This is a genomic window from Streptomyces sp. NRRL F-4489 (genome assembly GCF_001509485.1).
In the GTDB taxonomy this organism is placed as follows: domain Bacteria; phylum Actinomycetota; class Actinomycetes; order Streptomycetales; family Streptomycetaceae; genus Streptomyces.
Genome location: NZ_LLZI01000241.1, coordinates 19,813 through 46,741, shown reverse-complemented (window position 1 = coordinate 46,741; position 26,929 = coordinate 19,813). Strand labels below are relative to the sequence as shown.

The 26,929-nt window shown below is 74.0% G+C and carries 23 protein-coding genes; 5 read left to right on the top strand and 18 right to left on the bottom strand.

The window, feature by feature from the left end; all coding sequences use genetic code 11:
* The coding region (locus tag ADL22_RS22825) for a PQQ-dependent sugar dehydrogenase (protein ID WP_066982871.1) at positions 1 to 955 on the top strand (955 nt) is incomplete at its 5' end.
* 66 nt (positions 956 to 1,021) lie between these two features.
* Positions 1,022 to 1,234: a DUF6191 domain-containing protein gene (locus tag ADL22_RS22820; protein WP_066982854.1), complete on the top strand. Its 213-nt coding sequence runs from the start codon at positions 1,022 to 1,024 to the stop codon at positions 1,232 to 1,234.
* Positions 1,235 to 1,253: 19 nt separating this feature from the next.
* On the opposite strand, the gene ADL22_RS22815 is transcribed toward ADL22_RS22820, so the two are convergent.
* The 17 genes from ADL22_RS22815 to mnmA all read right to left on the bottom strand — a co-directional run bounded on the left by ADL22_RS22815 (position 1,254) and on the right by mnmA (position 24,150).
* Entirely contained in the window at positions 1,254 to 4,340 is a 3,087-nt protein-coding gene (locus tag ADL22_RS22815; RefSeq protein WP_066982851.1) for a helix-turn-helix transcriptional regulator, read from the bottom strand.
* A gap of 208 nt (positions 4,341 to 4,548) precedes the next feature.
* Entirely contained in the window at positions 4,549 to 4,749 is a 201-nt protein-coding gene (locus tag ADL22_RS22810) for a hypothetical protein (protein WP_066982849.1), read from the bottom strand.
* 313 nt (positions 4,750 to 5,062) lie between these two features.
* The gene (locus ADL22_RS22805; protein WP_066982846.1) at positions 5,063 to 5,749 is read right to left on the bottom strand and encodes a hypothetical protein; all 687 of its coding nucleotides are present in this window, start codon (positions 5,747 to 5,749) and stop codon (positions 5,063 to 5,065) included.
* A 73-nt stretch (positions 5,750 to 5,822) separates the two neighbouring features.
* A complete protein-coding gene (locus ADL22_RS22800) occupies positions 5,823 to 8,024 on the bottom strand; it encodes an MMPL family transporter (protein ID WP_066982843.1) in 2,202 nt (733 codons plus the stop codon).
* 279 nt (positions 8,025 to 8,303) lie between these two features.
* The gene (locus ADL22_RS22795) at positions 8,304 to 9,230 is read right to left on the bottom strand and encodes a TIGR03620 family F420-dependent LLM class oxidoreductase (RefSeq protein WP_066982841.1); all 927 of its coding nucleotides are present in this window, start codon (positions 9,228 to 9,230) and stop codon (positions 8,304 to 8,306) included.
* Between the two features lie 204 nt (positions 9,231 to 9,434).
* On the bottom strand, positions 9,435 to 10,943 hold the full coding sequence (gene gatB, locus ADL22_RS22790) for an Asp-tRNA(Asn)/Glu-tRNA(Gln) amidotransferase subunit GatB (RefSeq protein ID WP_066982838.1): 1,509 nt from the start codon (positions 10,941 to 10,943) through the stop codon (positions 9,435 to 9,437).
* 31 nt (positions 10,944 to 10,974) lie between these two features.
* Positions 10,975 to 11,217 carry a hypothetical protein gene (locus ADL22_RS22785; RefSeq protein ID WP_066982835.1) on the bottom strand — a complete coding sequence of 81 codons (243 nt, stop codon included), beginning with the start codon at positions 11,215 to 11,217 and terminating at the stop codon, positions 10,975 to 10,977.
* A 70-nt stretch (positions 11,218 to 11,287) separates the two neighbouring features.
* On the bottom strand, positions 11,288 to 12,781 hold the full coding sequence (gatA, locus tag ADL22_RS22780; RefSeq protein ID WP_066982869.1) for an Asp-tRNA(Asn)/Glu-tRNA(Gln) amidotransferase subunit GatA: 1,494 nt from the start codon (positions 12,779 to 12,781) through the stop codon (positions 11,288 to 11,290).
* Between the two features lie 5 nt (positions 12,782 to 12,786).
* A complete protein-coding gene (gatC, locus tag ADL22_RS22775) occupies positions 12,787 to 13,083 on the bottom strand; it encodes an Asp-tRNA(Asn)/Glu-tRNA(Gln) amidotransferase subunit GatC (protein ID WP_016573597.1) in 297 nt (98 codons plus the stop codon).
* A gap of 441 nt (positions 13,084 to 13,524) precedes the next feature.
* Positions 13,525 to 15,633: a putative bifunctional diguanylate cyclase/phosphodiesterase gene (locus ADL22_RS22770; RefSeq protein ID WP_066982832.1), complete on the bottom strand. Its 2,109-nt coding sequence runs from the start codon at positions 15,631 to 15,633 to the stop codon at positions 13,525 to 13,527.
* Between the two features lie 156 nt (positions 15,634 to 15,789).
* On the bottom strand, positions 15,790 to 18,006 hold the full coding sequence (gene ligA, locus ADL22_RS22765; protein WP_066982828.1) for an NAD-dependent DNA ligase LigA: 2,217 nt from the start codon (positions 18,004 to 18,006) through the stop codon (positions 15,790 to 15,792).
* A 29-nt stretch (positions 18,007 to 18,035) separates the two neighbouring features.
* Positions 18,036 to 19,049: a methionine synthase gene (locus tag ADL22_RS22760; protein ID WP_066982825.1), complete on the bottom strand. Its 1,014-nt coding sequence runs from the start codon at positions 19,047 to 19,049 to the stop codon at positions 18,036 to 18,038.
* Between the two features lie 118 nt (positions 19,050 to 19,167).
* A complete protein-coding gene (locus ADL22_RS22755; RefSeq protein ID WP_066982822.1) occupies positions 19,168 to 19,857 on the bottom strand; it encodes an SDR family oxidoreductase in 690 nt (229 codons plus the stop codon).
* A 36-nt stretch (positions 19,858 to 19,893) separates the two neighbouring features.
* On the bottom strand, positions 19,894 to 20,436 hold the full coding sequence (locus ADL22_RS22750; RefSeq protein WP_066982819.1) for a TIGR00730 family Rossman fold protein: 543 nt from the start codon (positions 20,434 to 20,436) through the stop codon (positions 19,894 to 19,896).
* Positions 20,437 to 20,540: 104 nt separating this feature from the next.
* Complete coding sequence (gdhA, locus tag ADL22_RS22745) at positions 20,541 to 21,917, bottom strand: NADP-specific glutamate dehydrogenase (RefSeq protein ID WP_066982816.1); 1,377 nt, start codon at positions 21,915 to 21,917, stop codon at positions 20,541 to 20,543.
* Positions 21,918 to 22,111: 194 nt separating this feature from the next.
* Entirely contained in the window at positions 22,112 to 22,831 is a 720-nt protein-coding gene (locus tag ADL22_RS22740; RefSeq protein ID WP_066982813.1) for a VC0807 family protein, read from the bottom strand.
* A 161-nt stretch (positions 22,832 to 22,992) separates the two neighbouring features.
* Positions 22,993 to 24,150 carry a tRNA 2-thiouridine(34) synthase MnmA gene (mnmA, locus tag ADL22_RS22735; protein WP_066982810.1) on the bottom strand — a complete coding sequence of 386 codons (1,158 nt, stop codon included), beginning with the start codon at positions 24,148 to 24,150 and terminating at the stop codon, positions 22,993 to 22,995.
* Between the two features lie 222 nt (positions 24,151 to 24,372).
* On the opposite strand from mnmA, the gene ADL22_RS22730 reads away from it, so the two are divergent.
* On the top strand, positions 24,373 to 25,101 hold the full coding sequence (locus ADL22_RS22730) for an N-acetylmuramoyl-L-alanine amidase (RefSeq protein WP_066982866.1): 729 nt from the start codon (positions 24,373 to 24,375) through the stop codon (positions 25,099 to 25,101).
* A gap of 10 nt (positions 25,102 to 25,111) precedes the next feature.
* On the opposite strand, the gene ADL22_RS22725 is transcribed toward ADL22_RS22730, so the two are convergent.
* Positions 25,112 to 26,281 (bottom strand): cysteine desulfurase family protein, encoded by a 1,170-nt coding sequence (locus tag ADL22_RS22725; protein WP_066982807.1) that lies wholly within the window; start codon positions 26,279 to 26,281, stop codon positions 25,112 to 25,114.
* 130 nt (positions 26,282 to 26,411) lie between these two features.
* Between ADL22_RS22725 and ADL22_RS22720 the strand changes: the two genes are divergently transcribed.
* Both ADL22_RS22720 and ADL22_RS22715 read left to right on the top strand, forming a co-directional pair.
* A complete protein-coding gene (locus tag ADL22_RS22720; protein WP_066982863.1) occupies positions 26,412 to 26,666 on the top strand; it encodes a type II toxin-antitoxin system Phd/YefM family antitoxin in 255 nt (84 codons plus the stop codon).
* Positions 26,663 to 26,914, top strand: a complete 252-nt coding sequence (locus ADL22_RS22715) for a type II toxin-antitoxin system RelE family toxin (protein WP_066982805.1) — start codon at positions 26,663 to 26,665, stop codon at positions 26,912 to 26,914. The genes ADL22_RS22720 and ADL22_RS22715 overlap by 4 nt, the downstream gene beginning before the upstream one ends.
* The last annotated feature ends 15 nt before the right edge of the window (positions 26,915 to 26,929 follow it).

The following is a 26,929-nucleotide window of genomic DNA, read 5'->3' as shown; positions in this document are numbered from 1 at the left end:
TCAGGTAGATGTCCCCGGAGGTGGGGATCTGCTGGTCGGGGAGCGGGATACGGGGCGGATCGTGCGCGTCGCGGCGCGTGGGGGGAAGGTCACCGAGGTCGGGTCGGTGCCGGGGGTGGCGGCGGAGGAGGAAGGCGGGCTGCTGGGGATCGCGGTGAGTTCGTCGTTCGGTAGTGATCACCAGGTGTACGCGTACTTCACCACCGCGTCCGACAACCGCATCGCGCGGATGATCTACGACGAGCGGCGCGGCCCGGGCGATCAGCTGGGCGCGCCCGACACCATCTTCAAGGGCATCCCCAAGGGGCGGTTCCACAACGGCGGGCGGCTGGCGTTCGGGCCGGACAAGATGCTCTACGCGACCACCGGGGAGACCGGCGACAAGGCGCTCGCGCAGGACAAGGCGTCGCCGGCCGGGAAGATCCTGCGGATGACGCCGGACGGCGAGCCGGCGCACGGCAATCCGGAGCCGGACTCGGTGGTCTACGACTACGGGCACCGCAATGTCGAGGGGCTGGCCTGGGACGGCGCGAAGCGGCTGTGGGCCTCGGAGTTCGGGCAGGACGCCTGGGACGAGCTGAATCTGATCGAGCCGGGCCGGAATTACGGCTGGCCGCGGGTCGAGGGGAAGCGGCGGGACGGCGCGCCGGTGCCGCCGGGGTACGCCGACCCGGTGCTGGTGTGGAAGCCCGCGGACGCCTCGCCGAGCGGACTGGCGTACGCCGGCGGCTCGTTGTGGATGGCGTCGCTGCGCGGTGAGCGGCTGTGGCGGATCCCGCTGAACGGGACGAAGCCGGCGGCCGCGCCGCAGGCGTTCCTCCAGGGGCGGTACGGGCGGCTGCGGACCGTGGTGGCGGCCGGGGACGGGGCGTTGTGGCTGGTCACCGGCAACACCGACGGCCGCGGTACGCCGCGGAAGGGAGATGACCGGATTCTCCGGCTGGAGGTGAGCTGATCCCCTTTCCGGGCGGTCTGCTTACACTCGGGGCAGGGGGACGGGTGGACCGCCGAAGGGGGCACCGTGTTCAACATCGTGGAAGAGCTGTTCGCGCCCGGCCGGAAGAACACCGAGGAGGAGCGGCAGCGGATGTCGCTCGTGGTGGATGACGTGGGTGAGGGCGGCCCGGGTGAGGGGCCGATAGATCTCGCTTCGGGGGTGGTGGTGGTCCGGGTTCCGGTCCGGGACGTGGCCCGGGGCGAGCGGCCTGCCTCGGAGGAGCCTGGCGCGGCTTAGGGCGCCTGCTTTACGGGCATTACGGGCGTGCCGCCGGCTCCGCGAACAGGCGGAGGCGGTGGGCGACCGCGCCGGCCTCGCCGCGGCCGGAGACGCCGAGCTTGGCGAGGATGTTGGAGACGTGGACGCTGGCGGTCTTCGGGGAGATGAAGAGGGCGTCGGCTATCTGGCGGTTGCTGCGGCCGTCGGCGACCAGGCGCAGCACGTCCCGTTCGCGGGGTGTCAGGCCCAGGGATTCGGCCGGGGCGGCGGGCGGGGGCGAGCCGGCCGGGGTGGCGCTCTCGGTGCGGTCGGCCGCGCCGGGGAGGGGTATGCGGGCGCGCTGGGCGAGGAGTTCCAGCTCGCCGGTGAGCGGGCGGGCGCCCATCTCGGCGGCGGCCGTGTGCGCCTGGCCGAGCAGCAGGACGGCGGCCTCCCGCGGGGTGCGGCCGGCCAGCCCGGCGGTGGCCCGCTCGGTGCCGTGCAGCAGCGCCTCCGCCCAGCGGCAGCAGCACCAGGCCAGCTCGTGCGGCCGTTCCAGCGGCTCGAAGGCGGCGACCGCGGCGGCCCAGGCGTCCGGCGACTGGCGGCCCTCGGCGCGGCGGAGCTCGGCCTCGACGGCGGTGCCGTAGGCGTCCCATACCGGGGAGAGCCGGGACAGCCGCTTGGCGGCCTCCCGGATGCGGGCCAGGATGGCGGGCCGGCCGGGCTCGGCGGCGGGCAGGCCCCGGGCGTCGGCCTCGGCGGTGGTGGCCGACCACAGCAGCGGCCAGGCGTAGCGGTGCAGACCGGGGCCGAAGCCGGCGGGCGGGACGGTCTGGTCGACGATGGCGCGGGCGTCCAGGATCCGGCCCTGGCGGGCGGCGAGCCGCAGGGCGTGCCGCGCCATGGGCAGGGCGTGCTGCGGCTGCGGGTCGTGGGTGCCGTAGTGCTCCTGGGCGACGGCCAGTTCGCGCTCGGCGGCGGCCAGATCGCCGGTGTCCAGCGCGAGGGCGGTCAGGCGGCTGGCGGCCAGCGCGATGGCGCGGGGATTCTGGGCCAGCTCGCGGGCCCGGTCGGTGGCCCGGCCGGCCTCCGCCCAGCGGCCCAGGGACTGGAGGGATTCGGCGCGGTTGCTCAGCACCCAGCTGGTGGTGTCCTTCAGGCCGTAGCGGGTGGTCAGCTCCACGCCCTGCTCGGTGACCTCCACGGCCTCGCGGGAGCGGCCGACGCCTTCCAGGGTGCCGGGGAGATTGACGTGGCCGCGGCCGATGACGGCGAAGTAGCCGCGGGCCACCGCGCGCTCCAGGACCGTACGGAACTCCGCCAGGCCCTCCTCGACCTCGCCGGCGTCCACCCGCAGGCCCGCCAGCGTCACCCGGGAATTGAGCTCGGCCTCCTCGTCGCCCACCAACCGGGCCAGTTCCACGGCCCGTTCGGCGGTGGTGAAGGTGCCGGGTCCTGGCTCGTGCAGCATCTGCCAGCTGGCGACGGCGGCGGTGACGGTGGCGTGCACGGACGACGGCGGGAGGCCGCGCATCAGCTCCTGGGCCTTGCCCAGGTCCTCCCAGCCGTTGCCGCGGCCGGTGCCCTGGCAGAGCCGGGAGCGCTGCACCAGGAACCACGCGGTGCGCAGCGGGTCCGGCTCGTCGCGCAGGGAGCGCAGGGCGCGCTTGGTGATGGTGAAGGCCCGCTCGCTGTCGCCGGAGAGCCGGGCGGCGACCGCGATCTCGGCGAGCAGGTCGATGAAGCGCAGCGCGTCGCCGTGGCCGCCGTCGCAGGCCGGATACGCCTCGGCGTAGTCGACCGGGCGGACGCCCTGGCGCACCTCGGGCGGCGCGTCGTCCCACAGCTCCAGGGCGCGGTCCAGGAGGCGGAGCTGCTCGGCGTAGGCGTGCCGGCGGCGGGCCTGGACGGAGGCGGCGAGGACGGCGGGCAGTGCCTTGGCGGCGTCGTGGGCCTTGTACCAGTAGCTGGCCAGGCGGGTGGCGCAGACCTCGGAGCGGACCAGGGAGCGGTCGGCCTCCAGGGCCTGGGCGTAGCGGCGGTTGAGGCGGGTGCGCTCACCGGGCAGCAGGTCGTCGACGACGGCCTCGCGGACCAGGGCGTGCCGGAAGCGGTAGCCGGTGCCGTCCTGGGTGGGCAGGAGGGTGTTGCTGCCGACGGCGGCGCGGAGCGCCTCGATGAGGTCGTCCTCGGGCATCTCGCAGACCGCGGCGAGGAGTTCGTGCTCGACGGTGGAGCCGCCCTCGGCGGCGATCCGGACCACCCGCTGGGCGTCCTCGGGCAGCGCCTCGACGCGCACCAGCAGCAGGTCGCGCAGCGGGTCGCTGAGGCCGTAGGCGCAGCCCTCGGCCATGCCGCGGGCCAGCTCCTCGACGAAGAAGGCGTTGCCCTCCGAGCGCTTGAAGACGCGGTCGACGGTGTCCTCGCCGGGCTCGCTGCCCTGGATGCCGGCTATCTGGGAGCGGACCTCGTCGCGGTTGAATCGGTCCAGCTCGACGCGGCGGACGGTGCGCATCCGGTCGATCTCGGCGAGGAACGGGCGCAGCGGGTGGCGGCGGTGGATGTCGTCGGAGCGGTACGTGGCGACGAGCAGGATGGCGGCGTCGTGCAGGGCGCGCAGGAGGTAGGCGAGCAGCTCGCGGGTGGAGCGGTCGGCCCAGTGGAGGTCCTCGATGACGATGACGAGGGTGCGGTGGGCGGCCAGCCGCTCCAGGAGGCGGGCGGTCAGCTCGAAGAGCCGGGCCCGGCCGATCTCCGCGCCCTGGGTCTCGCCGGCGGTCTCCCCCAGCTCCGGGAGGATGCGGGCCAGCTCGCCCTCCTGGCCGGCGACGGCGGCGGCCAGCTCGTCCCGCAGGCGGGCGTTGAGGGTGTGCAGGATCGAGGAGAACGGGGCGAACGGCAGGCCCTCGGAGCCGATCTCGATGCAGCCGCCGAGGGCGACCAGCGCGCCCTGGGCGCGGGCGGTCTCGCCGAACTCCTCGATCAGGCGGGTCTTGCCGACCCCGGCCTCGCCGCCGATCAGCAGCGCCTGGGGCTCGCCGGACGCCGTGGCGCGCGCCAGCGCGCCGCCCAGCTCGGCGAGTTCGGCCGCGCGGCCGACGAATACGGGGCTGATGGGTCTGCTCTCCACGCTGCCGAGCATCGCATACGGGTCTGACAGTGCGGCAGTGGTTTCGGGCACAGGGGGGCGGTGGGGGGTCACTCTTCGAGGTGGCGGGGCGGTGGCCCCGGGGCCGGCCGGGGCGGTGGGCCGGCGGGCCGGGGCGGCGGGGCCGCCTCGTCCGGCCGTTCGCCCGGCTCCCCGCCCTTCGCCCCGTACTCCGGTGGCCGCCACGGTTCTTGACTGAGCGTCAGACGGCGGCGCGGCGGGTGCGTCCGCGCCATATCCGGCCCTCCCTCACCCGCCCTTCGGGCTCATCGCTTCCGGAACGGGCGGCGTTCCGGGCGGCCTCGCGGGCGCCCTCGGTGGCCTCGCGGACCAGGCGGCGGCGGTCGGCCTCGCGGCGCAGTTCCTCGTAGCGGACGCGGATTTCGAGTTCGGAGGCGTACACGGGGTCTCCTCGGGTCGGGGCGGAGGAGCGCCCGGCCGTTCGCCGGGCGCCGATGGCCTCCACTTTCGGCCCCGAGGGGGGTCCGGCACATCGGGAGAGTTCCCGATCTTCGGCCGCGTACGGGCCGTGGAAAACGGCGCGGGGGGCGGCCGGGGGCTTAGAAACCGCCGGTCCGCCGCCCCGGGGACTCAGAAACGTCCCCGGGGAGCGCCGGGAAGCCCGTACCGGCCCGCTTCCCGCACCGCACCGCACCTCAGGGGGCCTCAGACGCCGGCCCCGGGTGCCTTATGCCGCCGGGTACGTGTCCGGCTGCCTATTTGGTGAGGCTGGGCATGCTCGCGAACAGGTCGAGGTACATACCGGCCGATACCAGCAGTCCGAGCAGGCCGAGCACCAGCCCGCCCCAGGCGACGGCGCGCACCCAGGCGGGGCGGCGGCCGGTCAGCACGACCGCGGCGACGAGCAGGGCGAGCACCGCGAAGGCGCCGTTGACCAGGGCGGTGGTGTGCCAGGGGGCGCCGTAGACGGCGGCGATCTGGTCGGTGGCCTTACCGGTCTGGAGCTTGATCTGGCCGACCAGGGTCTGCCGCTCGGCGAGCAGGGTGCCGAGCCAGGTACCGGTGAGGGAGGCCAGGCCCAGTCCGGCGGACACCACGGCCCCGGCACCGGCACCGGCGCCCGCACCGGCCCGGGAGGGGGCGGGGGCGCTCTCGTCATCGGCGCTGAGGTCGGCTTCGTCCTCGGTGTCGGGGGCGGTGTCGGCGGCTGCGCCTGCGTCCGCGTCCGCGGCTGCCTCCGCCGCGGGCTTGTCGGCGGCCTTGTCGGCGGCCTTGTCGGCGGCCTTATCCGTGGCCTTGTCGGTATCGGTGGTAGCGGTGGCCTCGCCCTCGGCGGACGCCCCCTGCACGGCCCCGCCGTCAGTCCCCTTCACGGCCCCGCCCTCGTTCGCCGCTTCCTCGTTCGTCGTGTCATCGGTCCGCTTGTCTGTCGTCGTTCCCATGGGCGCGACCGTAGGGGCCGCGTCTGAGAGTCCGATGAGAACGCCGGGCGGCGCCGGGAGCGCGGTCCGGGCCTCAGACCCCGGCCGGCTCCCGCTCCCCGTCCCCGGGGGCCGGCGCGGCCGGCTGCGACGGCGGCGGTTCGATGCTCAGCCGGGGCAGATGCCGGTCCAGCCAGCCCGGCAGCCACCAGTTGGCGCCGCCCAGCAGGTGCATCAGGGCCGGGACCAGCAGCGTCCGCAGCACGAACGCGTCCAGGGCGACGGCCGCGGCCAGGCCGATGCCGAACATGGCGATGAGCCGGTCGCCGCTGAGGACGAACGCCCCGAACACCGCGATCATGATCAGCGCGGCCGAGTTGATCACCCGGCTGGTCTCGGCGAGCCCGGTCCGCACCGCCCGCCGGTTGTCGCCGGTCAGCCGCCACTCCTCGTACATCCGGCTGACCAGGAAGACCTGGTAGTCCATGGAGAGCCCGAAGAGCACCGAGACCATGATCACCGGCAGGAACGGTTCGATCGGCCCGGCCCGGCCCAGCCCCAGCGCCTCGCTCCCCCACCCCCACTGGAAGACCGCCACCACGATCCCCAGGGACGCGGCGACCGCGGCGAGGTTCATCAGCGCGGCCTTCAGCGGGATGCCGATACTGCGGAAGGCGAGCAGCAGCAGGAGGGAGCCGAGGCCGATGACGGCGCCCAGGAAGAGCGGGAGCTTGCCGACGATGACCGCGGCGAAGTCGTCGTACCCGGCGGTCACGCCGCCGACCCGGACCCGCAGGCCGGTGCCGTCCGCGGCCGCCGGCAGCACCTGGGTGCGCAGCCGGTTCACCAGGTCGGAGGTCTGCCGGGACTGCGGGGCGCTGTCCGGGACGACGGTGATCACGCCGGTGGCGTGGCCGCCGTCGAACTCCGGCCCGCTGACCCGCGCGACGCCCGGCGTGGTGCGGAGCGTACGGGGCAGCTTGTCGAACGCGAGCCGGTCGCCGGCGCCGTCGAGCGAACCGACCAGGGTCAGCGGCCCGTTGGAGCCGGGCCCGAAACCGTCCGCGAGCAGGTCGTACGCCTTGCGGGTGGTGGCGGTGGCCGGGTCGTTGCCCTGGTCGGAGGTGCCCAGGCGCAGGCCGAGGGCGGGCAGTGCGAGGACGAGCATCACCGCGGCGGCGAGGGCGCCCAGGAGCCGGTGGCGGCGTTCGACGAAGCCGGACCAGCGGGCGGCCGGCCCGGTGGCGGCGGCGTCGGGCCGGGGCCCTTCGGCGGCCAGCCGGCGCCGCTCCCGGCGGCCCAGCGCCCGGTCGCCGATCAGTCCGAGCAGTGCGGGCAGCAGGGTGACGGCGGCGGCGACGGTGAGGACGACGGTCAGCGAGGCGGCCAGCGCGACGCCGTTGAGGAAGCCCAGCCGCAGGGTGAGCATGCCGAGCAGGGCGATGCAGACGGTGGCGCCGGCGAAGACCACCGCGCGCCCGGATACCGCGACCGCGCGGGCGGCGGCCTCCGGGACGGGCAGGCCGGCGCGCAGTCCCTTGCGGTGCCGGGTGACGATGAAGAGCGCGTAGTCGATGCCCACGCCCAGGCCGATCAGCACGCCCAGCATGGGCGCGAAGTCGGCGACGGTCATGACGTGGCCGAGCAGGGTGATCCCGGCGGCGGCGGTGCCGACCGCCGCCAGCGCGGTGACCAGCGGCAGCAGGGTCGCGGCGAACGAGCCGAAGGCGAGGAAGAGCACCACGGCCGCCGCGCACAGCCCGATGACCTCCGGCAGCCGGTCGTGCGGGGCCTGGGTGACGGCGATCCCGGAGCCGCCCAGCTCGACCTGGAGGCCGTTCCCGGCCGCCGCCCGCGCGGTGCGTACGACCGCCTGCACCTCGTCCGCCGGCAGGTCGTCCGGTGAGCCGCGGAAGGCCAGCTCCGCGTACGCGGTGTGCCCGTCGCGGCTGATCCGGTCGGCGCCGCCCCGCTCGTACGGGCCCTGGACGGACGCGACGCCGGGCAGCCGGGCGGCCTCGGCGAGGGTGCGCTCCATCGTCGTCCGGACGGCGGTGGCGCGGACCGAACCGGCCGCGGTGTGCCAGACGAGGGTGTCGGTGTCGCCGGCCCGGTCCGGGAACGCCTTGGCCAGCAGGGCGCCGGCCTGTCCGGACTCGGTGCCGGGGACCGCGTAGTCGGTGGAGTACGCCGATCCGGCCAGTCCCGCGGCGGTGGTGGTCCCGGCGAGGGCCGCGAGCCAGAGGACGATCACCACGAGGCGGCGCCTGAGGCACCAGCGAGCCAGAGCGGTCACGGGCTGCTTCCCGGTTGTGCGCCGAACTCCCGGGAGCGGGTGGTGCCGAACGCGGACGGACAGGGGGCACTGCACTCGGCAGACCCTTCGCACGCATCGGGGTTTGCCGAGTGCAGGCTGCCAGCCCGGAAAGATCCTTTGTCCCCTTTGTGGACTTCCCCACAAAGAGAGCCGAGGAAGCAACCACCGCCATTTATCGGGCAATTAAGGCACCCAAATGCCCCTTAAGCGGACTTTCCGCCGCACTCCCGTGGCGGGCCGGGCGGCCGTGCGGGACCCTCACCCCCCGATCAACGCCGGTGCCAGCTCCCGGAGTTGGCCGAGGCCCAGGTCGCCGCCGGCGGCGATCGGCTGGAGCGCCACATGGTCCGCGCCCGCGTCGTGGTGCTCCCGCACCCGGCGCCGGATCGCGTCCACGTCGCCCCAGGCCACGATCGCGTCCACCAGCCGGTCGCTGCCGCCGCCGGTGAAGTCGCCGTCCTCGAAGCCGAGCCGCCGCAGGCTGTTCACGTAGTTCGGCAGCGCCAGATAGGAGCCGAGGTGGTGCTCGCGGATCAGGGCGCGGGCGGTCGCCGGGTCGGTCTCCAGCAGGACGGCCTGCTCGGGGGCGAGCACCGGGGTCGCGCCCAGCGCCGCGCGGGCCCGGGCGGTGTGCTCGGGCGTGACGAAATACGGGTGCACGCCCGCCGCCCGCTCGGCGGCCAGCTCCAGCATCTTCGGGCCCAGCGCGGCGAGCACCCGGGCCGGCGGTGTGGGCGCCGGGCCTTCGTACGCGGCCTCGTCCATCGCCGCCAGGTAGGAGCGCATCGCGGCGAGCGGTTTGGCGTAGGCGTGGCCGCGGCCCTCGACCTGCGGGGCGTGGCTGGCGCCCAGCCCCAGCAGGAACCGGCCGCCGTACGCCTCGGCGAGGGTGTGCGCGCCGGCGTTCATCGCGGTGGCGTCGCGGACCCAGATGTTGGCGATGCCGGTGGCGACGGTCAGCCGCTCGGTGGCGGCCAGCAGCAGCCCGGCGTGCGCGAACGCCTCCTTGCTGCCCTTCGCCTCACCGAACCACAGCGCCCCGTACCCCAGCCGCTCGGCCTCGGCAGCGAACTCCCGCGCCGCCGCGGCCGCCGCCCGGCCCAGCCCGCCGTGCCAGACCCCGACCCGCCCGATCCGCGCGGCGACCTCCCGGCCGCCCGGCGCGACCCCGTCCTGCTGCGTCATCGCCACTCCTCCACTCTCCGGTGCCGTCACCGGCCCGGGTCCCGTAATCGGCGGCCATCGCCCCGATGATCTTGATCCTTCACGGGTGACAGCAACGGGACGCGCCGCGGCATTCCATCGCGGCGGAGGAAATTCCCGGTCCCCCTGATACGGCGAAGCGGCCGCCCCCTCCGGAGAGGGAACGGCCGCCTCGCGGGCAGGGGTTCAGCCCTCCACGCCCAGCTTCTCCAGGATGAGTTCGCGGACGCGGGCGGCGTCGGCCTGGCCGCGGGTGGCCTTCATGACCGCGCCGACCAGGGCGCCGGCCGCGGCGACCTTGCCGCCGCGGATCTTGTCGGCGATGGCGGCGTTGGCGGCGATCGCCTCGTCCACCGCGGTGCCGAGCGCGCCCTCGTCGGAGACGACCTTCAGGCCGCGCTTCTCGACGACCGTGTCCGGGTCGCCCTCGCCGGCCAGCACGCCCTCGATGACCTGGCGGGCCAGCTTGTCGTTGAGCGAGCCGTCGGCGACCAGCGCGGTGATCCGGGCGACCTGCTCGGGGGTGATCGGCAGCGCGCCGAGCTCCACGCCGTCCTCGTTGGCGCGGCGGGCCAGCTCGCCCATCCACCACTTGCGGGCCGCGGCGGCGTCCGCACCGGCCTCGGTGGTGGCGACGATCAGGTCCACGGCCCCGGCGTTGAGGATGGCCTGCATGTCCAGCTCGGAGATGCCCCACTCCTCGCGGAGGCGGTTGCGGCGGACCCGCGGCAGCTCCGGCAGACCGGCCCGCAGCTCCTCGACCCACTCGCGGGACGGGGCGACCGGTACGAGGTCCGGCTCGGGGAAGTAGCGGTAGTCCTCCGCCTCCTCCTTGACCCGGCCCGGGGTGGTGGAGCCGTCGTCCTCGTGGAAGTGGCGGGTCTCCTGGACGATCTTGCCGCCGGAGTCGAGCACCGCGGCGTGCCGCTGGATCTCGAAGCGGCAGGCCCGCTCCACGGAGCGCAGCGAGTTGACGTTCTTGGTCTCCGAGCGGGTGCCGAACGCCTCGGTGCCCCGGGGGCGCAGCGAGAGGTTCACGTCGCAGCGCATCTGGCCCATCTCCATCCGGGCCTCGGAGACGCCCAGCGCCTTGATCAGCTCGCGCAGCTCGGCGACGTACGCCCGGGCGACCTCGGGGGCCCGCTCGCCGGCGCCCTCGATCGGCTTGGTGACGATCTCGATGAGCGGGATGCCGGCGCGGTTGTAGTCCAGCAGCGAGTGCCGGGCGCCGTGGATACGGCCGGTGGCGCCGCCGATGTGGGTGGACTTGCCGGTGTCCTCCTCCATGTGGGCGCGCTCGATGTGGACGCGGAAGATCTCGCCGTCCTCCAGCTGCACGTCGAGGTAGCCGTCGAAGGCGATCGGCTCGTCGTACTGGGAGGTCTGGAAGTTCTTCGGCATGTCCGGATAGAAGTAGTTCTTCCGGGCGAAGCGGCACCAGTCGGCGATGGTGCAGTTCAGGGCCAGGCCGATCTTGATCGCCGACTCCACGCCGGTCGCGTTGACGACCGGGAGGGAGCCGGGCAGGCCCAGGCAGGTGGGGCAGGTCTGCGAGTTGGGCTCGGCGCCCAGGGTGGTCGCGCACCCGCAGAACATCTTGGTCTTGGTGCCCAGTTCGACGTGGACCTCCAGACCCATCACGGGGTCGTAGGCGGCCAGCGCGTCCTCGTACGGCACCAGGTCGGTGACAGTCACGGTGAAACTAACCTCTCAAGTCCGGTGCCGGTCAGCCCGCGAGGACGTCGTCGTCGTTCAGACGGCGCAGTTCGCGGACGAGCAGGGCGACACCGGTGACGATGGCGGCGGCGGAGACGACGGCGTCGACCAGCTGGAGCGTGTCGTGCTCCCCCTTGGCCTGCTTCGCCTGCTTGATGACGCTCACCGCGCCGAACAGCGTGGTGCCGATGGACAGGTAGGTGCCGGGCTTGGACTTCTTGAAGTTCTTGGCCTTGGCCAGCTTGCCACTCACAGCGTCTCCTTCGGCGTGTCCTGATGGTCCCCCGGGGCCGGAACGGCCCGGGTGGTGTCCCCTCCGGCGTTCACAGGGCCGGCGCCTCGTCCAGCAGCGGGTGGCCCCACTGCTCGGTGAGCGCGGCCTCGACCGCGGCGCCGACCCGGTAGAGCCGATCGTCGGCCATGGCGGGCGCGATGATCTGGAGACCCACCGGCAGCCCGTCCTCGGGGGCCAGCCCGCAGGGCAGCGACATCGCGGCGTTGCCCGCGAGGTTGGCGGGGATGGTGCACACGTCGGCGAGGTACATCGCCATCGGGTCGTCGGTGCGCTCGCCGATCGGGAACGCGGTGGTCGGCGTGGTCGGCGAGATGATCACGTCGACCTGCTCGAACGCCTTCTCGAAGTCCCGGGTGATCAGCGTGCGGACCTTCTGCGCGCTGCCGTAGTACGCGTCGTAGTAGCCGGAGCTGAGCGCGTACGTGCCGAGCATGATGCGGCGCTTGACCTCGGGGCCGAAACCGGCCTCGCGGGTCAGCGCGGTGACGTCCTCGGCGGACTTCGTGCCGTCGTCGCCGACCCGCAGGCCGTAGCGCATGGCGTCGAAGCGGGCGAGGTTGGAGGAGCACTCGGACGGCGCGATGAGGTAGTACGCGGCCAGCGCGAGGTCGAAGGACGGGCAGTCCAGCTCCACGATCTCGGCGCCGAGCCGCTTGAGCAGCTCCACCGACTCGTCGAAGCGCTGGATGACGCCGGCCTGGTAGCCCTCGCCGCGGAACTGCTTGACGACGCCGACGCGCATGCCCTCGGCGGAGCCGTTGCGGGCCGCCTCGACCACCGGCGGGACCGGGGCGTCGATGGAGGTGGAGTCCAGCGGGTCGTGGCCGGCGATGGCCTCGTGCAGCAGCGCCGCGTCCAGGACCGTGCGGGCGCAGGGGCCGCCCTGGTCGAGGGACGAGGAGAAGGCGACCATGCCGTAGCGGGAGACGCCGCCGTAGGTGGGCTTGACGCCGACGGTGCCGGTGACGGCGGCGGGCTGGCGGATCGATCCGCCGGTGTCCGTGCCGATGGCGAGCGGGGCCTCGTAGGCGGCCAGCGCGGCGGAGGAGCCGCCGCCCGAGCCGCCGGGGATCTTGGTGAGGTCCCAGGGGTTGCCGGTCGGCCCGTAGGCGCTGTTCTCGGTGGAGGACCCCATGGCGAACTCGTCCATGTTGGTCTTGCCGAGGATGACGGCGTCGGCGGCCTTGAGCTTCTTGGTGAGCGTGGCGTCGTACGGCGGGAGCCAGCCCTCGAGGATCTTCGAGCCGACCGTGGTGGGCATGCCCTCGGTGGTGAAGATGTCCTTCAGCGCGACCGGGACGCCGGCCAGCGGGCCGAGCTTCTCGCCCCGCGCGCGCTTCTCGTCCACGGCGCGGGCCTGGGCGAGCGCGCCCTCGCGGTCCACGTGGAGGAAGGCGTGCACCTTCTCGTCGACGGCCTCGATACGGGCCAGGTGGGCCTCGGCCACCTCGACCGCGGTGACCTCGCCGGACGCGATCCGGGCCGCGATCTCGGCGGCGGTGAGCTTGATCAGGTCTGCCATCTCGGTCACTCCTCCCCCAGGATCTGCGGCACCTTGAAACGCTGCTGCTCCTGGGCCGGGGCGCCGGAGAGCGCCTGCTCGGGGGTGAGCGACGGACGGACCTCGTCCGGCCGCATCACATTGGTCAGGGGCAGCGGGTGGGACGTCGGGGGGACGTCTTGGCCGGCGACCTCGGAGACGCGGGCGACCGCGCCGATGATGTCGTCGAGCTGTCCGGCGAAGTGGTCGAGCTCTTCGTCCTTCAGCTCCAGACGTGCCAGCCGGGCGAGGTGGGCGACCTCCTCGCGCGTAATGCCAGGCATGCAGCGATCCTCTGGTGTTTTCGGCGGAGTGTTCTGGGCGGAGTGTTCCGGAAGGAGATTTCTGGGCGATTTCTCCGGTGGAGTATTCCGGCCCAATCCTATGGCGTCCGGGTTCGCCGCCGCGAAACGCTTTCGGCGGCGGGGGCGGCGGGCGGCGCCAGGGCGGCCCGCGACCGGCCCGGTGGGGCCGCGGGCCGGGGTCCGGCCAACGGGGTCAGGACCCGTCCGCGGCGGGGGGCCGGGGCGGGCCGGGGGGCCCGGCCTCGGGCGCGGGGCCGGCGCCGGGCGCCGGGCGGGCCTCGGGCGCCGGGGCGGATGTGCCCGATCCGGACGGGGCCGGGTCGGACGAAGCCGGGTCGGACGGGGCCGGGTCGGGCGGGCCCGTTGGCGCGGGCCGGGCGGGGGTGTCGGAGCGGGGAGTTGGGACGGCCGGTGGCCGGGTCAGTTGAGGACCTGTCCCGAAGGGCGCTCAGCTGCCTTCTCCGCCGCGAAGGCGGACGTCTCCGACGCACGGTGCCACCCGTGCTCACCGCGGGCCCGCAGCCAGGCCGTGGTCTCGTCCGGTGGCATCGCGGCGGCCACCAGCCAGCCCTGGACGGCGTCGCAGCCCAGATCCCGCAGGCGCTCCCAGGTCTCGTCGTCCTCGACGCCCTCGGCGACGACCAGCAGGCCCAGCGAGTGGGCGAGGTCGAGGGTGCAACGGACGATCTCGGCGTCCTCGGTGTCCACGGCCAGCCGGGCGACGAAGGAGCGGTCGATCTTCAGCTCGCTGACCGGGAGGCGCCGCAGGTGGACCAGGGAGCTGTAGCCCGTGCCGAAGTCGTCCAGGGACATCTTCACGCCGTGCGCGGTGAGCCCGGCGAGGGTGTCGGCGGCCCGCTGCGGGTCCTCCAGGAGGACGTGCTCCGTTATCTCCAGCTGGAGGGCGCCGGGTGGGACGCGGTGCCGGGCGAGCCGGGCGGCGACCGCGCCGGCGAAGCCCGGGGAGTGCACATCGCGCGGGGAGACGTTCACCGCGACGGGGACCTCCAGGCCCATCGCGCGCCACCGCGCCACCTGGGCGAGCGCGGTCTCCAGGACGTACTCGGTGAGCCGGGGCATCAGGCCGGAGGACTCGGCGATGGCGATGAACTCGTCCGGTGGCACCCGGCCGCGGTCCGGATGGACCCAGCGGACCAGCGCCTCCAGGCCGGCGACATGGCCGTCGAAGCCGACCTTGGGCTGGTAGTGCAGTTCGACGTCGCCGGCGTCCAGGGCCCGGCGCAGATCGCCCAGCAGGCCGAGCCGGTCGGGGGTGTTGCCGTCGCGCTTGGCCTCGTACAGCTCGACGCCGCTGCGGTCCCGCTTGGCCTGGTACATCGCCACATCGGCGCGGCGCAGCAGCCCTTCGGCGTCCAGGGCGTGGTCGGGGAAGACCGCGACCCCCGCGCTGGCCTCCAGCACGAGGGTCAGACCGTCGAGGTCCAGGGGCGAGCCGAGGGCCGCGACGAGATTGCGGGCGACCCGCTGGGAGCTGGTGAGCGAGTCGGTGGCCGGCAGCAGGACGGCGAACTCGTCGCCGCCGAGCCGGGCGGCCTCGGCGCCGCGCGGCAGGGCGTGCCGCAGGCGGTCGGCGATCTGGAGCAGGAGGCGGTCGCCGGCGAGGTGCCCGAGGGTGTCGTTGACGGACCGGAAGCGGTCCATGTCGATGAGGACGAGGGCGGCGCGGGTGCCGGCCCGCTCGGCCTCCTCCAGGGCCGTCCAGGTGCGCTCCAGCAGCCATTGGCGGTTGGGCAGGCCGGTGAGCGGATCGCGCAGCTGCTCCTCGGCGCGCGCCCGGGCTATCCAGAGCGTGGAGTCCAGTGCGATCAGCGGGACCGCGAACAGCGGCAGCAGCAGGGGGGCGCCCGCCGCGCAGACCGCGATGAGCGGGGAGATGCCGATCAGCGCGATGCCGACCAGGGCCTGCCGGACCACCGCCGGGCGGGCGATGACGGGCAGGCCGCCGCCGAGCGGGAGCTTGCCGAGCCAGAGCAGGCCCCGGCTGACGAGGAGGTAGCCGCCGGCCATCACCAGGACCTCGGGCAGCACCGAGAGGTCCCAGGCGTCGGGCGTCCAGGGCCGGCGGACGGCGGGGTGCACCCCGCAGGCGGCGAGCCCGAGCGCGGCGGCGCCGATGCCGAGGACGTCAACGGCGCCGTGGACCAGCGCCTGCCGCCAGCGCTGCCGGCGGGCGGCGCCGACCAGGGCGACGACGGAGAGGCTGACCAGGACGGCCGGCACCCAGCCGTACAGGAGGAGTACGGCGAGCGCCAGGGCCGCGCCGGAGCCCGTGCCGCCCCACCAGCGGTCCCGGCCCAGGGCGACCAGATGGCCGACGAGGACGCCGGTGAGGATCGCCAGCGACCAGCCGACGCGCCCGGCCGGGAAGAGCGGTTGGGCGCTGCCCAGGGCCTGCAGCACTCCCGCGGCGAGCGTCACACCCGCCGTCATGACGATGGCCGCGGGCAACGCGGGCACCACGAGCCGGCGGAGCCGCGACGCCGGAGCGGCGCTGTCGGTCGGTTTCATTCCGATCCCTCTCACAGCCGGCTGTGCCCGCGCCACGGCAGGCGCACACGTCAACAGTAGGCCGCGGAAGGCCACCGCGGGCAGCGATCCGCAGCGGTTGCCCGAATGCGACCCGGCCTCCCGGATGCATCTGGTATGCGCCGATGGGGTGACACCTCACTCCTCCTCAGGCGGAGTGACCGCTACCGCCCGTGCCGCCTCGGGACCCTGCTCCAGCAGCACAGCGAAGCCGTCGTCGTCCAGCACGGGGACCTTCAACTGCATCGCCTTGTCGTACTTCGAACCGGGGTTGTCGCCCACCACTACGAATCCGGTCTTCTTGGAAACGGATCCGGTCACCTTCGCTCCGCGAGCCTGCAGCGCTTCTTTCGCGCCATCTCTGGTGTGTGAGTGGAGTGTGCCCGTTACCACGACGGTGACGCCTTCCAGGGGGCGCGGGCCCTCTTCACCCGTCTGCTCGTCCTCCATCCGGACGCCGGCGGCCCGCCAGCGGTCGATGATCTCCTGGTGCCAGTCCTCGGCGAACCACTGCTTGAGCGACGCGGCGATGGTGGCGCCGACGCCCTCCACGGCCGCCAGCTCCTCCTCGCTCGCCTCCCGGATCCGGTCGATGGAGCGGAACTCCCGGGCCAGCGCCTGCGCCGCCACCGGGCCGACGTGACGGATCGACAGCCCGGCCAGGATCCGGGCCAGCGGGCGCTCCTTGGCGGCCTGGATGTTCTCCAGCATGGCGAGGGTGTTCTTCTTCGGCTCGCCCTTCTGGTTGGCGAAGAAGGTGACGACCTTCTCCTCGCCGGTCTTCGGGTCGCGCTTGGGCAGGCCGGTGTCCGGGTCCAGGACGTAGGACTTGATGGGCAGCAGCTGCTCGACGGAGAGGTCGAAGAGGCCGCCCTCGTCCTTCAGCGGCGGCTCGGCGGGCTCCAGCGGGCGGCTGAGCGCGGTGGCGGCGACATAGCCGAAGTTCTCGATGTCCAGGCACTTGCGGCCGGCGAGGTAGAACAGCCGCTCGCGGATCTGGGCCGGGCAGGACCGGGCGTTGGGGCACCGCAGGTCGATGTCCCCCTCCTTGGCGGGCTGGAGGGCCGCGCGGCACTCGGGGCACTCGGCCGGCATGACGAACTCCCGCTCGCTGCCGTCCCGGAGGTCCACCACCGGGCCGAGGATCTCCGGGATGACGTCGCCGGCCTTGCGGAGCACGACGGTGTCCCCGATCAGGACGCCCTTGGCCTTGACCACGTCCTGGTTGTGCAGGGTGGCGAACTCGACCTCGGAGCCGGCGACGGTGACCGGCTCGACGACCGCGTACGGGGTGACCCGGCCGGTGCGGCCGACGCCGACCCGGATGTCGAGCAGCTTGGTGTTGACCTCCTCCGGGGGGTACTTCCAGGCGATGGCCCAGCGGGGCGCCCGGGAGGTGGCGCCCAGCCGGCCCTGGAGGCGGATCTCGTCCAGCTTGACGACGACGCCGTCGATCTCGTGCTCGACGGCCGTGCGGCGGGTCTCGGCGTCGCCGTAGTGGGCGATGAACTCCCGTACGGCGGCGAGGGAGTCCACGACGCGGTTGTGCGTCGCGGTGGGCAGGCCCCACTCCTTGAGGAGGCCGTACGCCTCCGAGAGGCGGTCGATCTCCAGGCCCTCGCGGGCGCCGAGGCCGTGCACGACCATGTGCAGCGGGCGGCTCGCGGTGATCTTGGGGTCCTTCTGGCGCAGCGAACCGGCCGCGGCGTTGCGGGGGTTGGCGAACGGGGGCTTGCCGTCGGCCACCAGGCGCTCGTTGAGCTCCAGGAACTTCTCCATGGGGAAGTACACCTCCCCGCGGATCTCGACCAGCTCCGGGACCCGGTCGCCCTTGAGGCGGTGCGGGATCTCGGCGATGGTGCGGACGTTGGGGGTGATGTCCTCGCCGGTGCGGCCGTCGCCGCGGGTGGCGGCGCGGGTGAGGCGGCCGTGCTCGTAGGTGAGGTTGACCGCGAGGCCGTCCACCTTCAGCTCGCACAGGAAGTGGTAGCCGGCCGCCTGCGGGTCGCCGCCCAGCTCGGTGGCGAGCCGCTCGGCCCAGGCCGCCAGCTCCTCGTCGTCGAAGGCGTTGTCCAGCGAGAGCATCCGCTCGCGGTGGGCGACCTCGGTGAACTCCGTGGCGTACGCGCCGGCGACCTTCTGGGTCGGGGAATCGGGGGTGCGCAGCCCGGGGTGCTCGTCCTCCAGCGCCTCCAGGGAGCGCAGCAGCCGGTCGAACTCCGCGTCGCTGATGACCGGGGCGTCCTTCACGTAATAGCGGAAGCGGTGCTCCTCGATCTGCTCAGCGAGCTGCGCGTGCTTCTCCCGTGCCGCGGCGGGCACCTCGGATGCCGTCGCGTGCTGTTCGCCAGCCACCGTAATCGTCCTCCCGTATCCGTCAGTGGTCACTCAGGGTTGTCTGCGAGCGACCTCGCCGCCCGGACGCAGTGGGCCAGCGCCGCGCGGGCGTAGGCGGGCGAGGCGCCCGCCAGCCCGCACGAGGGGGTGACCACCACGGACTCCGCGAGGAGCCCCGGCGCCAGCCCCAGCCTGCGCCACAGCGACCTGACACCCATGACGCTACCGGCAGGGTCTGACAATGGGCCGTCCACGCCCGGCACCACGCCCGCGAACAGCGCGGTCCCGCCCTCGACCGCCTCGCCCAGCGCCTCGTCCTCACGCTCGGTGAGCAGTCCGGCGTCGAACGAGATACCGGCGGCGCCGGCGCGGCGGAGCAGCGCGAACGGCACGCCGGGCGCGCAGGAATGGACCACGACCGGCGCGCCGCCGGCCGCCGCGACCAGATCGCGCAGCCCGCCCTCGACGACCGCGCGGTCCACCGCCCGGTGGGTGCGGTAGCCGCTGGCGGTCGGCACCCGCCCCTGGAGGACGGAGGTCAGCGCGGGCTCGTCCAGCTGGAGGACCACCTCGGCACCCGGTACCCGGCGGCGGACGTCGGCGAGGTGGGCGCGCAGCCCCTCGGCGAGGGAGGCGGTCAGGTCGCGGCAGGCGCCGGGGTCGCCGAGCGCGGCCTCGCCGTTGCGGAGTTCGACGGTGGCGGCCAGGGTCCAGGGGCCGACCGCGGAGACCTTCAGCGGCCCGGCGTACCCCTGGGTGAACTCCTCCAGGGCGTCGAGGTCCTCGCCGAGCCAGGCGCGGGCGCGCCGGGTGTCGCGGCCGGGCCGGTCGCTGATCCGCCAGCCGCTGGGCTCCACATGGGCGTAGAGCTCGACGAGCATGCCCAGGGTCCGCCCGGTCATGTCGGCGCCGGGTCCCCGGGCCGGCAGCTCGGGCAGATGGGGGAAGTCCTCCAGCGATCCCGTCACGGTCTTCGCCGCTTCGCGCGCGTCCCCGCCCGGCATCGACCCGATACCGGTCGCCGCGCCCGCGGCCCACTTGTGCCTGCTGTTCTCGCTCACCCGGGAAGGGTAAGCGGCGGCGGGCGGGGCGGGCCTCCCCAGGCCCGCGCGGGCCGCGCGGGCGGCCGCCCGGCCCGGCGGCGGCGCCCGCCGCGTACGGTCCGGCCCCGGCCCCGCGTCAGCGGCCCGGCCGGACCACCACGTCCTTCAGCTCCGCGTCCCGCGGCAGGTCGATCGCGGTGAGGATCGCCGTGGCCACCGACTCCGGGTCGATCCACCGGGAGGCGTCGTACGCCTTGCCCTCCTGGCGGTGGGTGCTCTCCTGCATGGGCGTGGCGGTGCGCCCCGGGTAGACGGAGGTGACGCGGACGCCGTTGTCGTGCTCCTCGGCGCGCAGCGCGTCGGCCAGCGCCTTCAGGCCGTGCTTGCTCGCCGCGTACCCGCCCCACTGGGCGTTCGCGGCCAGCCCGGCACCGGAGTTGACGAAGACCACATCGCCCTGCGCGACCCGGACCAGCGGCAGCAGCAGCCGGGTCAGCTCGGCGGGCGCGACGAGGTTGACGGCGAGCTGCCGCTGCCACGCCTTGGCCGGGAGGTCGGCGACCGCGCCCAGTTCGATGACGCCGGCGATGTGCTGGAGGGAGTCCAGCCGCTCCGGCAGCCGCTGGTAGCCCAGCGACCGGTCGAGCTTCTCGGGCGTGGACAGGTCACCGACGAGGGTGTGCGCGCCGGGGAAGCGCTCGGCCAGCTCCTTGGCCCGGCCGATGTCGCGGGCCAGCAGCCACAGCTCCTCCCCGCGCTCGGCCAGCCGCCGCGCGACCGCCGCCCCGATGCCCGACCCGGCGCCCGTGATCAAGTGCGTACCCATACCGGCGATCCTACGGCGTACGCTCCGGGCGGCCGGTCAGCCCTGGATGCCGGCCTGCTCCTCCAGGTAGGCGAGCGCGCCCACCCCGTCCTCGGCGAAGAAGACCAGCTCGGAGAGCGGAACGGGCAGGAAGCCCTCGGCCTCCATCCGCTCGAACTGGGTCTTCAGGCCGTCGTAGAAGCCGGCGGTGTTCAGCAGCACGACCGGCTTGCCGTGCATGCCGTGCTTGCGCAGTTCCAGGATCTCGGTGGCCTCGTCCAGGGTGCCGGTGCCGCCGACCATGATGACGATCGCGTCGGCCCGCGCCAGCATCTGCGCCTTGCGCTCGGCGAGGTCCCTGGTGACGATCATCTCGTCCGCGCCGGCCCGCGCCTTGTGCTGCAGGAACTCCACGGAGACGCCGAGGAGCTTGCCGCCCGCCTCCTGGACGCCGTCCGCCATGACCTTCATCAGCCCGGTGTCCGAACCGCCCCATACCAGGGCGTGTCCGCCCTTGCCGATCAGCTCGGCGAAGCGGCGGGCGGGGAGGACGTAGCGGTCGTCGAGGTCGGCGGCGGAGCAGAAGACGCAGATGTTCATGCCGTTCACCCTACGGGCCCGGGCGCGCAAAGCGGTCCGTACCCGGGCAGGGAACGGGTCCGGGCCCGGGCGCGGAAGGCGTCCGCGCCCGGGCCCGGTGGCCGTCAGATCAGGCCCTGGTCCAGCATCGCGTCGGCGACCCGCTCGAAGCCGGCGATGTTGGCGCCCGCCACGTAGTCACCGGGCAGGCCGAAGCGCTCGGCGGTCTCGTAGCAGGTGTCGTGGATGTTCCGCATGATCGCGGCGAGTTCGCCCTCGGCGCGCTCGAACGACCACGACTCGCGGGCGGAGTTCTGCCGCATCTCCAGCGCGCTGGTCGCCACACCGCCGGCGTTGGCGGCCTTGCCCGGGCCGAAGGCGACGCCGGCCTCCTTCAGGAGCGCCACCGCCTCCGGCGTGGTGGGCATGTTGGCGCCCTCGGAGACGGCCTTGACGCCGTTGCGGATCAGGACCCGGGCGGCGTCCGCGGCCAGCTCGTTCTGGGTGGCCGAGGGCAGCGCGACATCGCAGGCGACATCCCACACGCTCCCGCCGGCGACGTACTTCGCCGAACTGCCGCGCCGCTCCGCGTAGTCGCTGACCCGGCCCCGCTCGACCTCCTTGATCTGCTTCAGCAGCGCGAGGTCGATGCCCTTCTCGTCGACGACGTAGCCGCCGGAGTCGGAGACGGTGAGCACGTTGGCGCCCAGCGCCTGGGCCTTCTCGATGGTGTAGATGGCGACGTTGCCGGAGCCGGAGACCACCACCTGCTGGCCGTCCAGCTCCTCACCGCGCCGCTTGAGCATCTCCTCGGTGAACAGCACGTTGCCGTAACCGGTGGCCTCCGTACGGGCCTTGGAGCCGCCCCAGGACAGGCCCTTGCCGGTCAGCACACCGGCCTCCCAGCGGTTGGTGATCCGCCGGTACTGGCCGAAGAGGTAGCCGATCTCGCGGCCGCCGACGCCGATGTCGCCGGCCGGTACGTCGGTGTGCTCGCCGAGGTGGCGGTGCAGCTCGGTCATGAAGGACTGGCAGAACCGCATGACCTCGGCGTCGGACTTGCCGTGCGGGTCGAAGTCGCTGCCGCCCTTGCCGCCGCCGATGTTCAGGCCGGTGAGCGCGTTCTTGAAGATCTGCTCGAAGCCGAGGAACTTCACGATGCCGAGGTTGACGGACTTGTGGAAGCGCAGGCCGCCCTTGTACGGGCCCAGGGCGCTGTTGAATTCGACCCGGAAACCGCGGTTGACCTGGATCCGGCCGGCGTCGTCCTGCCAGGGCACCCGGAACATGATCTGGCGCTCGGGCTCGACGAGCCGCTCCAGGACCTTGGCGTCCGCGAACTCGGGGCGGGCCGCCAGCGCCGGCGCCAGCGTCTCCAGGACCTCCAGTGCCGCCTGGTGGAACTCCGCCTCGCCGGGGTTCCGACGGATCAGCTCGGCGTGCAGCGAAGCCAGCTCGGCGGTCAGACCGCCGTGCGTGACCTCAGATTGAACAGTCGACATGACTTCCGTTCCCTTCGTGGCCGACGAAAGCCGCGTGCCGTCCGGATCGCCGTTGAACCGTCGACGCGGGGCCTTGGATGTCCCGTCGCACGGCGAACCTTATGCTCCGCGGCCCGGCCGATCGAGGGCGGGGGGTGGCCGGGTCGCCGATCTGTACGCGATTTCCCCAACTCCCCCAGGGGCGCTCCGCTCCGTCAGGCGCCGGCGGACGCGGTGGCCGCGGCCGGGACCCGCTCGGCGCCGGGCTCCTCCCCCGCCGCCGCCTCGGCCTCGGCCTTGACCATCCGCTCCATCGGCTCCGCGGCGGCGCCCCCGGCGACCACCATCGCGGCCAGGATGGCCACCAGCGTGAGCACCGTGCCCAGCCACACCATGACGTGCACCGGCAGGACGTAGACGCAGGCGGCCTTGACCACGCACTCGGTCAGCAGCAGACCGCCCCAGATCGCCGTGAACCGCCGCTCCAGCGCGCGGAACCGCCCGCCCCGCTCCCGCAGCCGGTCCCACGCCGCCTCGGCCGCCGGGCCGCCCTTGGTCAGCCACGGCTTGAGCGCCGCGGACATCAGCGGCTTCCGGGACCGCAGGGAGAGCAGCAGGGCGATGCCCGTGACGCTGCTGAAGGCGCTGTCCTTGACCATCATCAGCCGGGCGTCGCCGGTCATCGTGCTGGTCGCCAGGCCCACGGCGTTGACGGCCAGCATCAGCAGCGCGAGGCCGTTGACGGTCCGCTCCCGGACCAGGCCCCAGACCGTGCGCACCGCCGGGACCACACTGCTCCAGGCCAGCGCGGCCACGTCACCGAGGCCGAAACCACTGCTGAGGACGTAGTACAACGCCATCGGAATGCCGGCGTCCACGACCAGCGGCACCAGGGCCTTGGCGAACTGGCCGGCGTCGGACTGCTGCTGACTCACCGCGTACTCCCCCGAGTCGGGCGGAACGGCACGGTGCCGTTCCTGGTGCGTACAGCCTCGTGGACGGGGGTGTACGCACGGCAGCGTCAACTGTCCTGACTCGGGGATGACATTTGTCAGGGGTGGTGCCTACCGGGGCGGCGGGCCGGCCCGGGACGCCGTCAGCCGGCCCGGCGCTGCGGCTCGGGGGTCTCGCCGGCCGTACGCCGCGTCGTGGCGGCGATCGTCGCCGAACCGACCACCCGGGTGCCGTCGTAGAGGACGATCGCCTGGCCGGGGGCGACCCCGCGCACCGGCTCGTCGAACGTGACGCGCAGCTCGGAGCCGTCAACGAGGTCGGCCGTCACCTCCGTCTCGCCGCCGTGCGCGCGGAGCTGGGCGGTGTAGCGGGCCGGGCCGGCCTGCGGCGGGCGGCCGCACCAGCGGGGGCGGATGGCGGTGAGCGCGGTGACGTCCAGGGAGGCGGCCGGGCCGACCGTGACGGTGTTGGTCACCGGGGAGATGTCGAGGACGTAGCGGGGCTTGCCGTCCGGGGCCGGGCGGCCGATCCGCAGGCCCTTGCGCTGGCCGATCGTGAAGCCGTAGGCGCCGTCGTGGCTGCCCAGCACCGCGCCGGACTCGTCGACGATCTCGCCCTCGGCGGTGCCCAGCCGCTTGGCCAGGAAGCCCTGGGTGTCGCCGTCGGCGATGAAGCAGATGTCGTGGCTGTCGGGCTTCTTGGCGACGAACAGGCCGCGGCGGGCGGCCTCTTCGCGGATCTCGGCCTTGGTGGTGGGGGTGTCGCCGAGCGGGAACATGGCGTGCGCGAGCTGGCGGTCGTCCAGGACGCCGAGGACGTAGGACTGGTCCTTGGCCATGTCGGTGGCGCGGTGCAGCTCGCGGGAGCCGTCCGGGCGGACGATGACCTTGGCGTAGTGGCCGGTGCACACCGCGTCGAAGCCGAGGGCCAGGGCCTTGTCCAGGAGCGCGGCGAACTTGATCTTCTCGTTGCAGCGCAGGCAGGGATTGGGGGTGCGGCCGGCCTCGTACTCCGCGATGAAGTCCTCGACCACGTCCTCGCGGAAGCGCTCGGCCAGATCCCAGACGTAGAACGGGATGCCGATCACGTCGGCGGCGCGGCGGGCGTCGTGGGAGTCCTCGATCGTGCAGCAGCCCCGGGCGCCGGTCCGGAAGGATTTGGGGTTCTCGGACAGCGCGAGGTGGACGCCGGTGACGTCGTGGCCCGCCTCGGCGGCGCGGGCCGCGGCGACGGCGGAGTCCACGCCGCCGGACATGGCGGCGAGGACGCGGAGGCGGCGGGGGGCGGCGGCATCAGTCATAACCCCTCCAGAGTAGACGGAACCGGAGGGCGCCCCGAAAGCGTTGTGGAAGGCATGGCGGCGACGGAACGGGCCCGGGACGGGCGAGAGCGGGACGCGCGGCGGCCCGGGGGCGGCGCGGAGCCCGGGGCGGGGTCCGCGGCGGAGCCCGCCGGGGAGCCGGGGGCGGAGCCCGCCGGGGCGTCCGGCGAGGGCGCCGACTCCGGTGAGGCGCCCGCCGGGATCCCCGAGCAGCGCCCCGGCGAGCGCCGCCCCCGGGAGAGCCCCGGGAAGTCCCCCACCCGCCGCCGGGCGCTGCTGATCGGCGGCGGGGCCGTGGTGGCCGCCGGGGCGGGGGCGTTCGCGGCCCGCGAGGAGCTGGCGTCCTGGTGGTACCGCCTGCCGGGGAACGCCCGCCCGCGCAAGGAGGGCGAGGTGGACTTCCCCGGCGCGCAGTGGTCGGCCGCCTCCCCGGCGAACTACCGCGTGGCCAGCCGCCCCGACGACTACGCCGTCGACCGGGTCGTCGTCCACGTCGTCCAGGGCAGCTTCGCCACCGCGCTGAAGGTCTTCCGCGATCCGCTCCACGAGGCGTCGGCGCACTACGTCGTCCGCGGCGACGGCCATATCGCGCAGACCGTCCGCGAGCTGGACGTGGCGTTCCACGCCGGCAACCGCGGCTACAACGAACGCAGCGTCGGCATCGAGCACGCCGGTTTCGTGGACCGCCCGGAGTCCTTCACGGCGGATATGTACGCGGCCTCGGCCCGGCTGACCGCCGCGATCTGCCGCCGCTACGGCTTCCCCGCCGACCGCGAGCACATCGTCGGCCATGTCGAGGTCCCGGGCACCGACCACACCGACCCCGGCTCGCACTGGGACTGGTCCCGCTACCTCACCCTCGTCCGCGCGGAACTGTCCCGCCCGGCGGCCCGCCCCACGGCCGGGAGCACGCGCCCCGCCGCCGGCTGAGCCCGGCCCGTCAGCTGAGCCCGGCCCCCCGCGCCCGCTCGACCACCGGCCCGATGACCTCCGCCAGGGCCGCCACGTCCGCCGCCGTCGAGGTGTGCCCCAGCGAGAAGCGGAGCGTGCCGCGCGCCAGGTCCTGGGACATACCGGTGGCCAGCAGGACGTGGCTGGGCTGGGCGACGCCGGCGGTGCAGGCCGAGCCGGTGGAGCAGGCGATTCCCTGGGCGTCCAGCAGGAGCAGCAGGGAGTCGCCCTCGCAGCCGGGGAAGGTGAAGTGGGCGTTGGCCGGCAGCCGCCCGGCCGGGTCGGGGTCGCCGCCCAGGATGGCGTCGGGCGCGGCCGCCCGGACCGCCGCCACCAGCTCGTCGCGCAGCGCGCCGATCTCGCGGGCGAACCGCTCCCGGTGCGCGACGGCGTGCCGGCCGGCCGCGGCGAACGCGGCGATGGCGGGCGTGTCGAGGGTGCCGGAGCGGACGTGGCGCTCCTGGCCGCCGCCGTGCAGCACCGGCACCGGCGCGTACTCCCGCCCCAGCAGCAGCGCGCCGATGCCGTACGGCCCGCCGATCTTGTGGCCGGAGACGGTCATCGCGGCCAGCCCGGAGGCGGCGAAGTCGACGTCGAGCTGGCCCACCGCCTGCACCGCGTCGGCGTGCAGCGGAATCCCGAACTCCGTTGCCACCTCAGCGAGTTCACGGACCGGCTGAACGGTACCGATCTCGTTATTGGCCCACATGACGGTGGCCAGCGCGACATCGGCGGGGTCGCGCAGCACGGCCTCGCGCAGCGCCTCGGGGTGCACCCGGCCGTAGCCGTCGACCGGCAGCCAGTCGACGGTGGCGCCCTCGTGCTCGGCGAGCCACTCCACCGCGTCCAGGACGGCGTGGTGCTCGACCCGGCTGACCAGGATGCGGGTCCGGGCCGGATCGGCCGCCCGGCGGGCCCAGTAGAGCCCCTTGACCGCGAGGTTGTCGGCCTCGGTGCCGCCCGCCGTGAAGACGACTTCGCTGGGCCGCGCGCCGAGGGAGGCGGCGAGCGATTCTCGCGCCTCCTCGACGGTGCGCCGGGCCCGCCGGCCGGCGGCGTGCAGGGAGGAGGCGTTGCCGGTGACGGTCAGCTGGGCGGTCATCGCCTGCACCGCCTCCGGAAGCATCGGAGTGGTGGCGGCGTGGTCGAGGTAAACCATGGTCCGCTGATTCTACGAGCCGCCCCGCCCACCCGACCCCGCCCGGTGACACCGGCCTCCGGGCCCACGCTCCCGCCGGATCGTGCGCACACCCCGGTACAGCACTCGCCAGAAGTGGACAGTGCTGTACATGAGTGAGACCTACCCGATGACTGAAGCCCGGGCCTGTTTCGGGTCCCTCGTCCGCCGGACCGCCCTCACCCGCGAGCGCATCACCATCACCGACCACGGCCAGCCCGCGGCGGTGTTGATAAACCCACAGGAACTGGCGGACCTCGAGGACGCACTCGCGCTCGCCGAGTACCGCGCCCGACAGGCGGCCGGCACGGTCCGCAGCGTGCCGCACGACGAAGTGCGCCGCCTGCTCGGCCTGGGGGGCGAGTGAGCTACGAAATCATCTGGGACGGCCCCGCGCTGGACGCGGCCACGCTGTTCCTGAAGGACGACCCGGAGGGCTTACGCCAGCTCTTCGCCTCCATCGACCTGCTGGCCGACTCTCCCCGGCCCGAGGGTTCCATCCCGTACGGCTCGCCGGACCCGCGCCGCCTTCACAGTGGCAGGTACCGGGCCCGCTACGAGATCAGCGAGCACACGGTGAGGATCATCGTCCTCCTGGTGGGCCGGACTGGCTGACCGGCCCCGGCGGCG

Coding starts and splice junctions, on each gene's coding strand:
- ADL22_RS22815 (WP_066982851.1), bottom strand. CDS start 4,340: ATGCTCGGCAGCGTGGAGAGCAGACCCATCAGCCCCGTATTCGTCGGC.
- ADL22_RS22805 (WP_066982846.1), bottom strand. CDS start 5,749: ATGGGAACGACGACAGACAAGCGGACCGATGACACGACGAACGAGGAA.
- ADL22_RS22795 (WP_066982841.1), bottom strand. CDS start 9,230: ATGACGCAGCAGGACGGGGTCGCGCCGGGCGGCCGGGAGGTCGCCGCG.
- gatA (WP_066982869.1), bottom strand. CDS start 12,781: ATGGCAGACCTGATCAAGCTCACCGCCGCCGAGATCGCGGCCCGGATC.
- gatC (WP_016573597.1), bottom strand. CDS start 13,083: ATGCCTGGCATTACGCGCGAGGAGGTCGCCCACCTCGCCCGGCTGGCA.
- ADL22_RS22770 (WP_066982832.1), bottom strand. CDS start 15,633: ATGAAACCGACCGACAGCGCCGCTCCGGCGTCGCGGCTCCGCCGGCTC.
- ADL22_RS22755 (WP_066982822.1), bottom strand. CDS start 19,857: ATGGGTACGCACTTGATCACGGGCGCCGGGTCGGGCATCGGGGCGGCG.
- ADL22_RS22750 (WP_066982819.1), bottom strand. CDS start 20,436: ATGAACATCTGCGTCTTCTGCTCCGCCGCCGACCTCGACGACCGCTAC.
- gdhA (WP_066982816.1), bottom strand. CDS start 21,917: ATGTCGACTGTTCAATCTGAGGTCACGCACGGCGGTCTGACCGCCGAG.
- mnmA (WP_066982810.1), bottom strand. CDS start 24,150: ATGACTGATGCCGCCGCCCCCCGCCGCCTCCGCGTCCTCGCCGCCATG.
- ADL22_RS22725 (WP_066982807.1), bottom strand. CDS start 26,281: ATGGTTTACCTCGACCACGCCGCCACCACTCCGATGCTTCCGGAGGCG.
- ADL22_RS22720 (WP_066982863.1), top strand. CDS start 26,412: ATGAGTGAGACCTACCCGATGACTGAAGCCCGGGCCTGTTTCGGGTCC.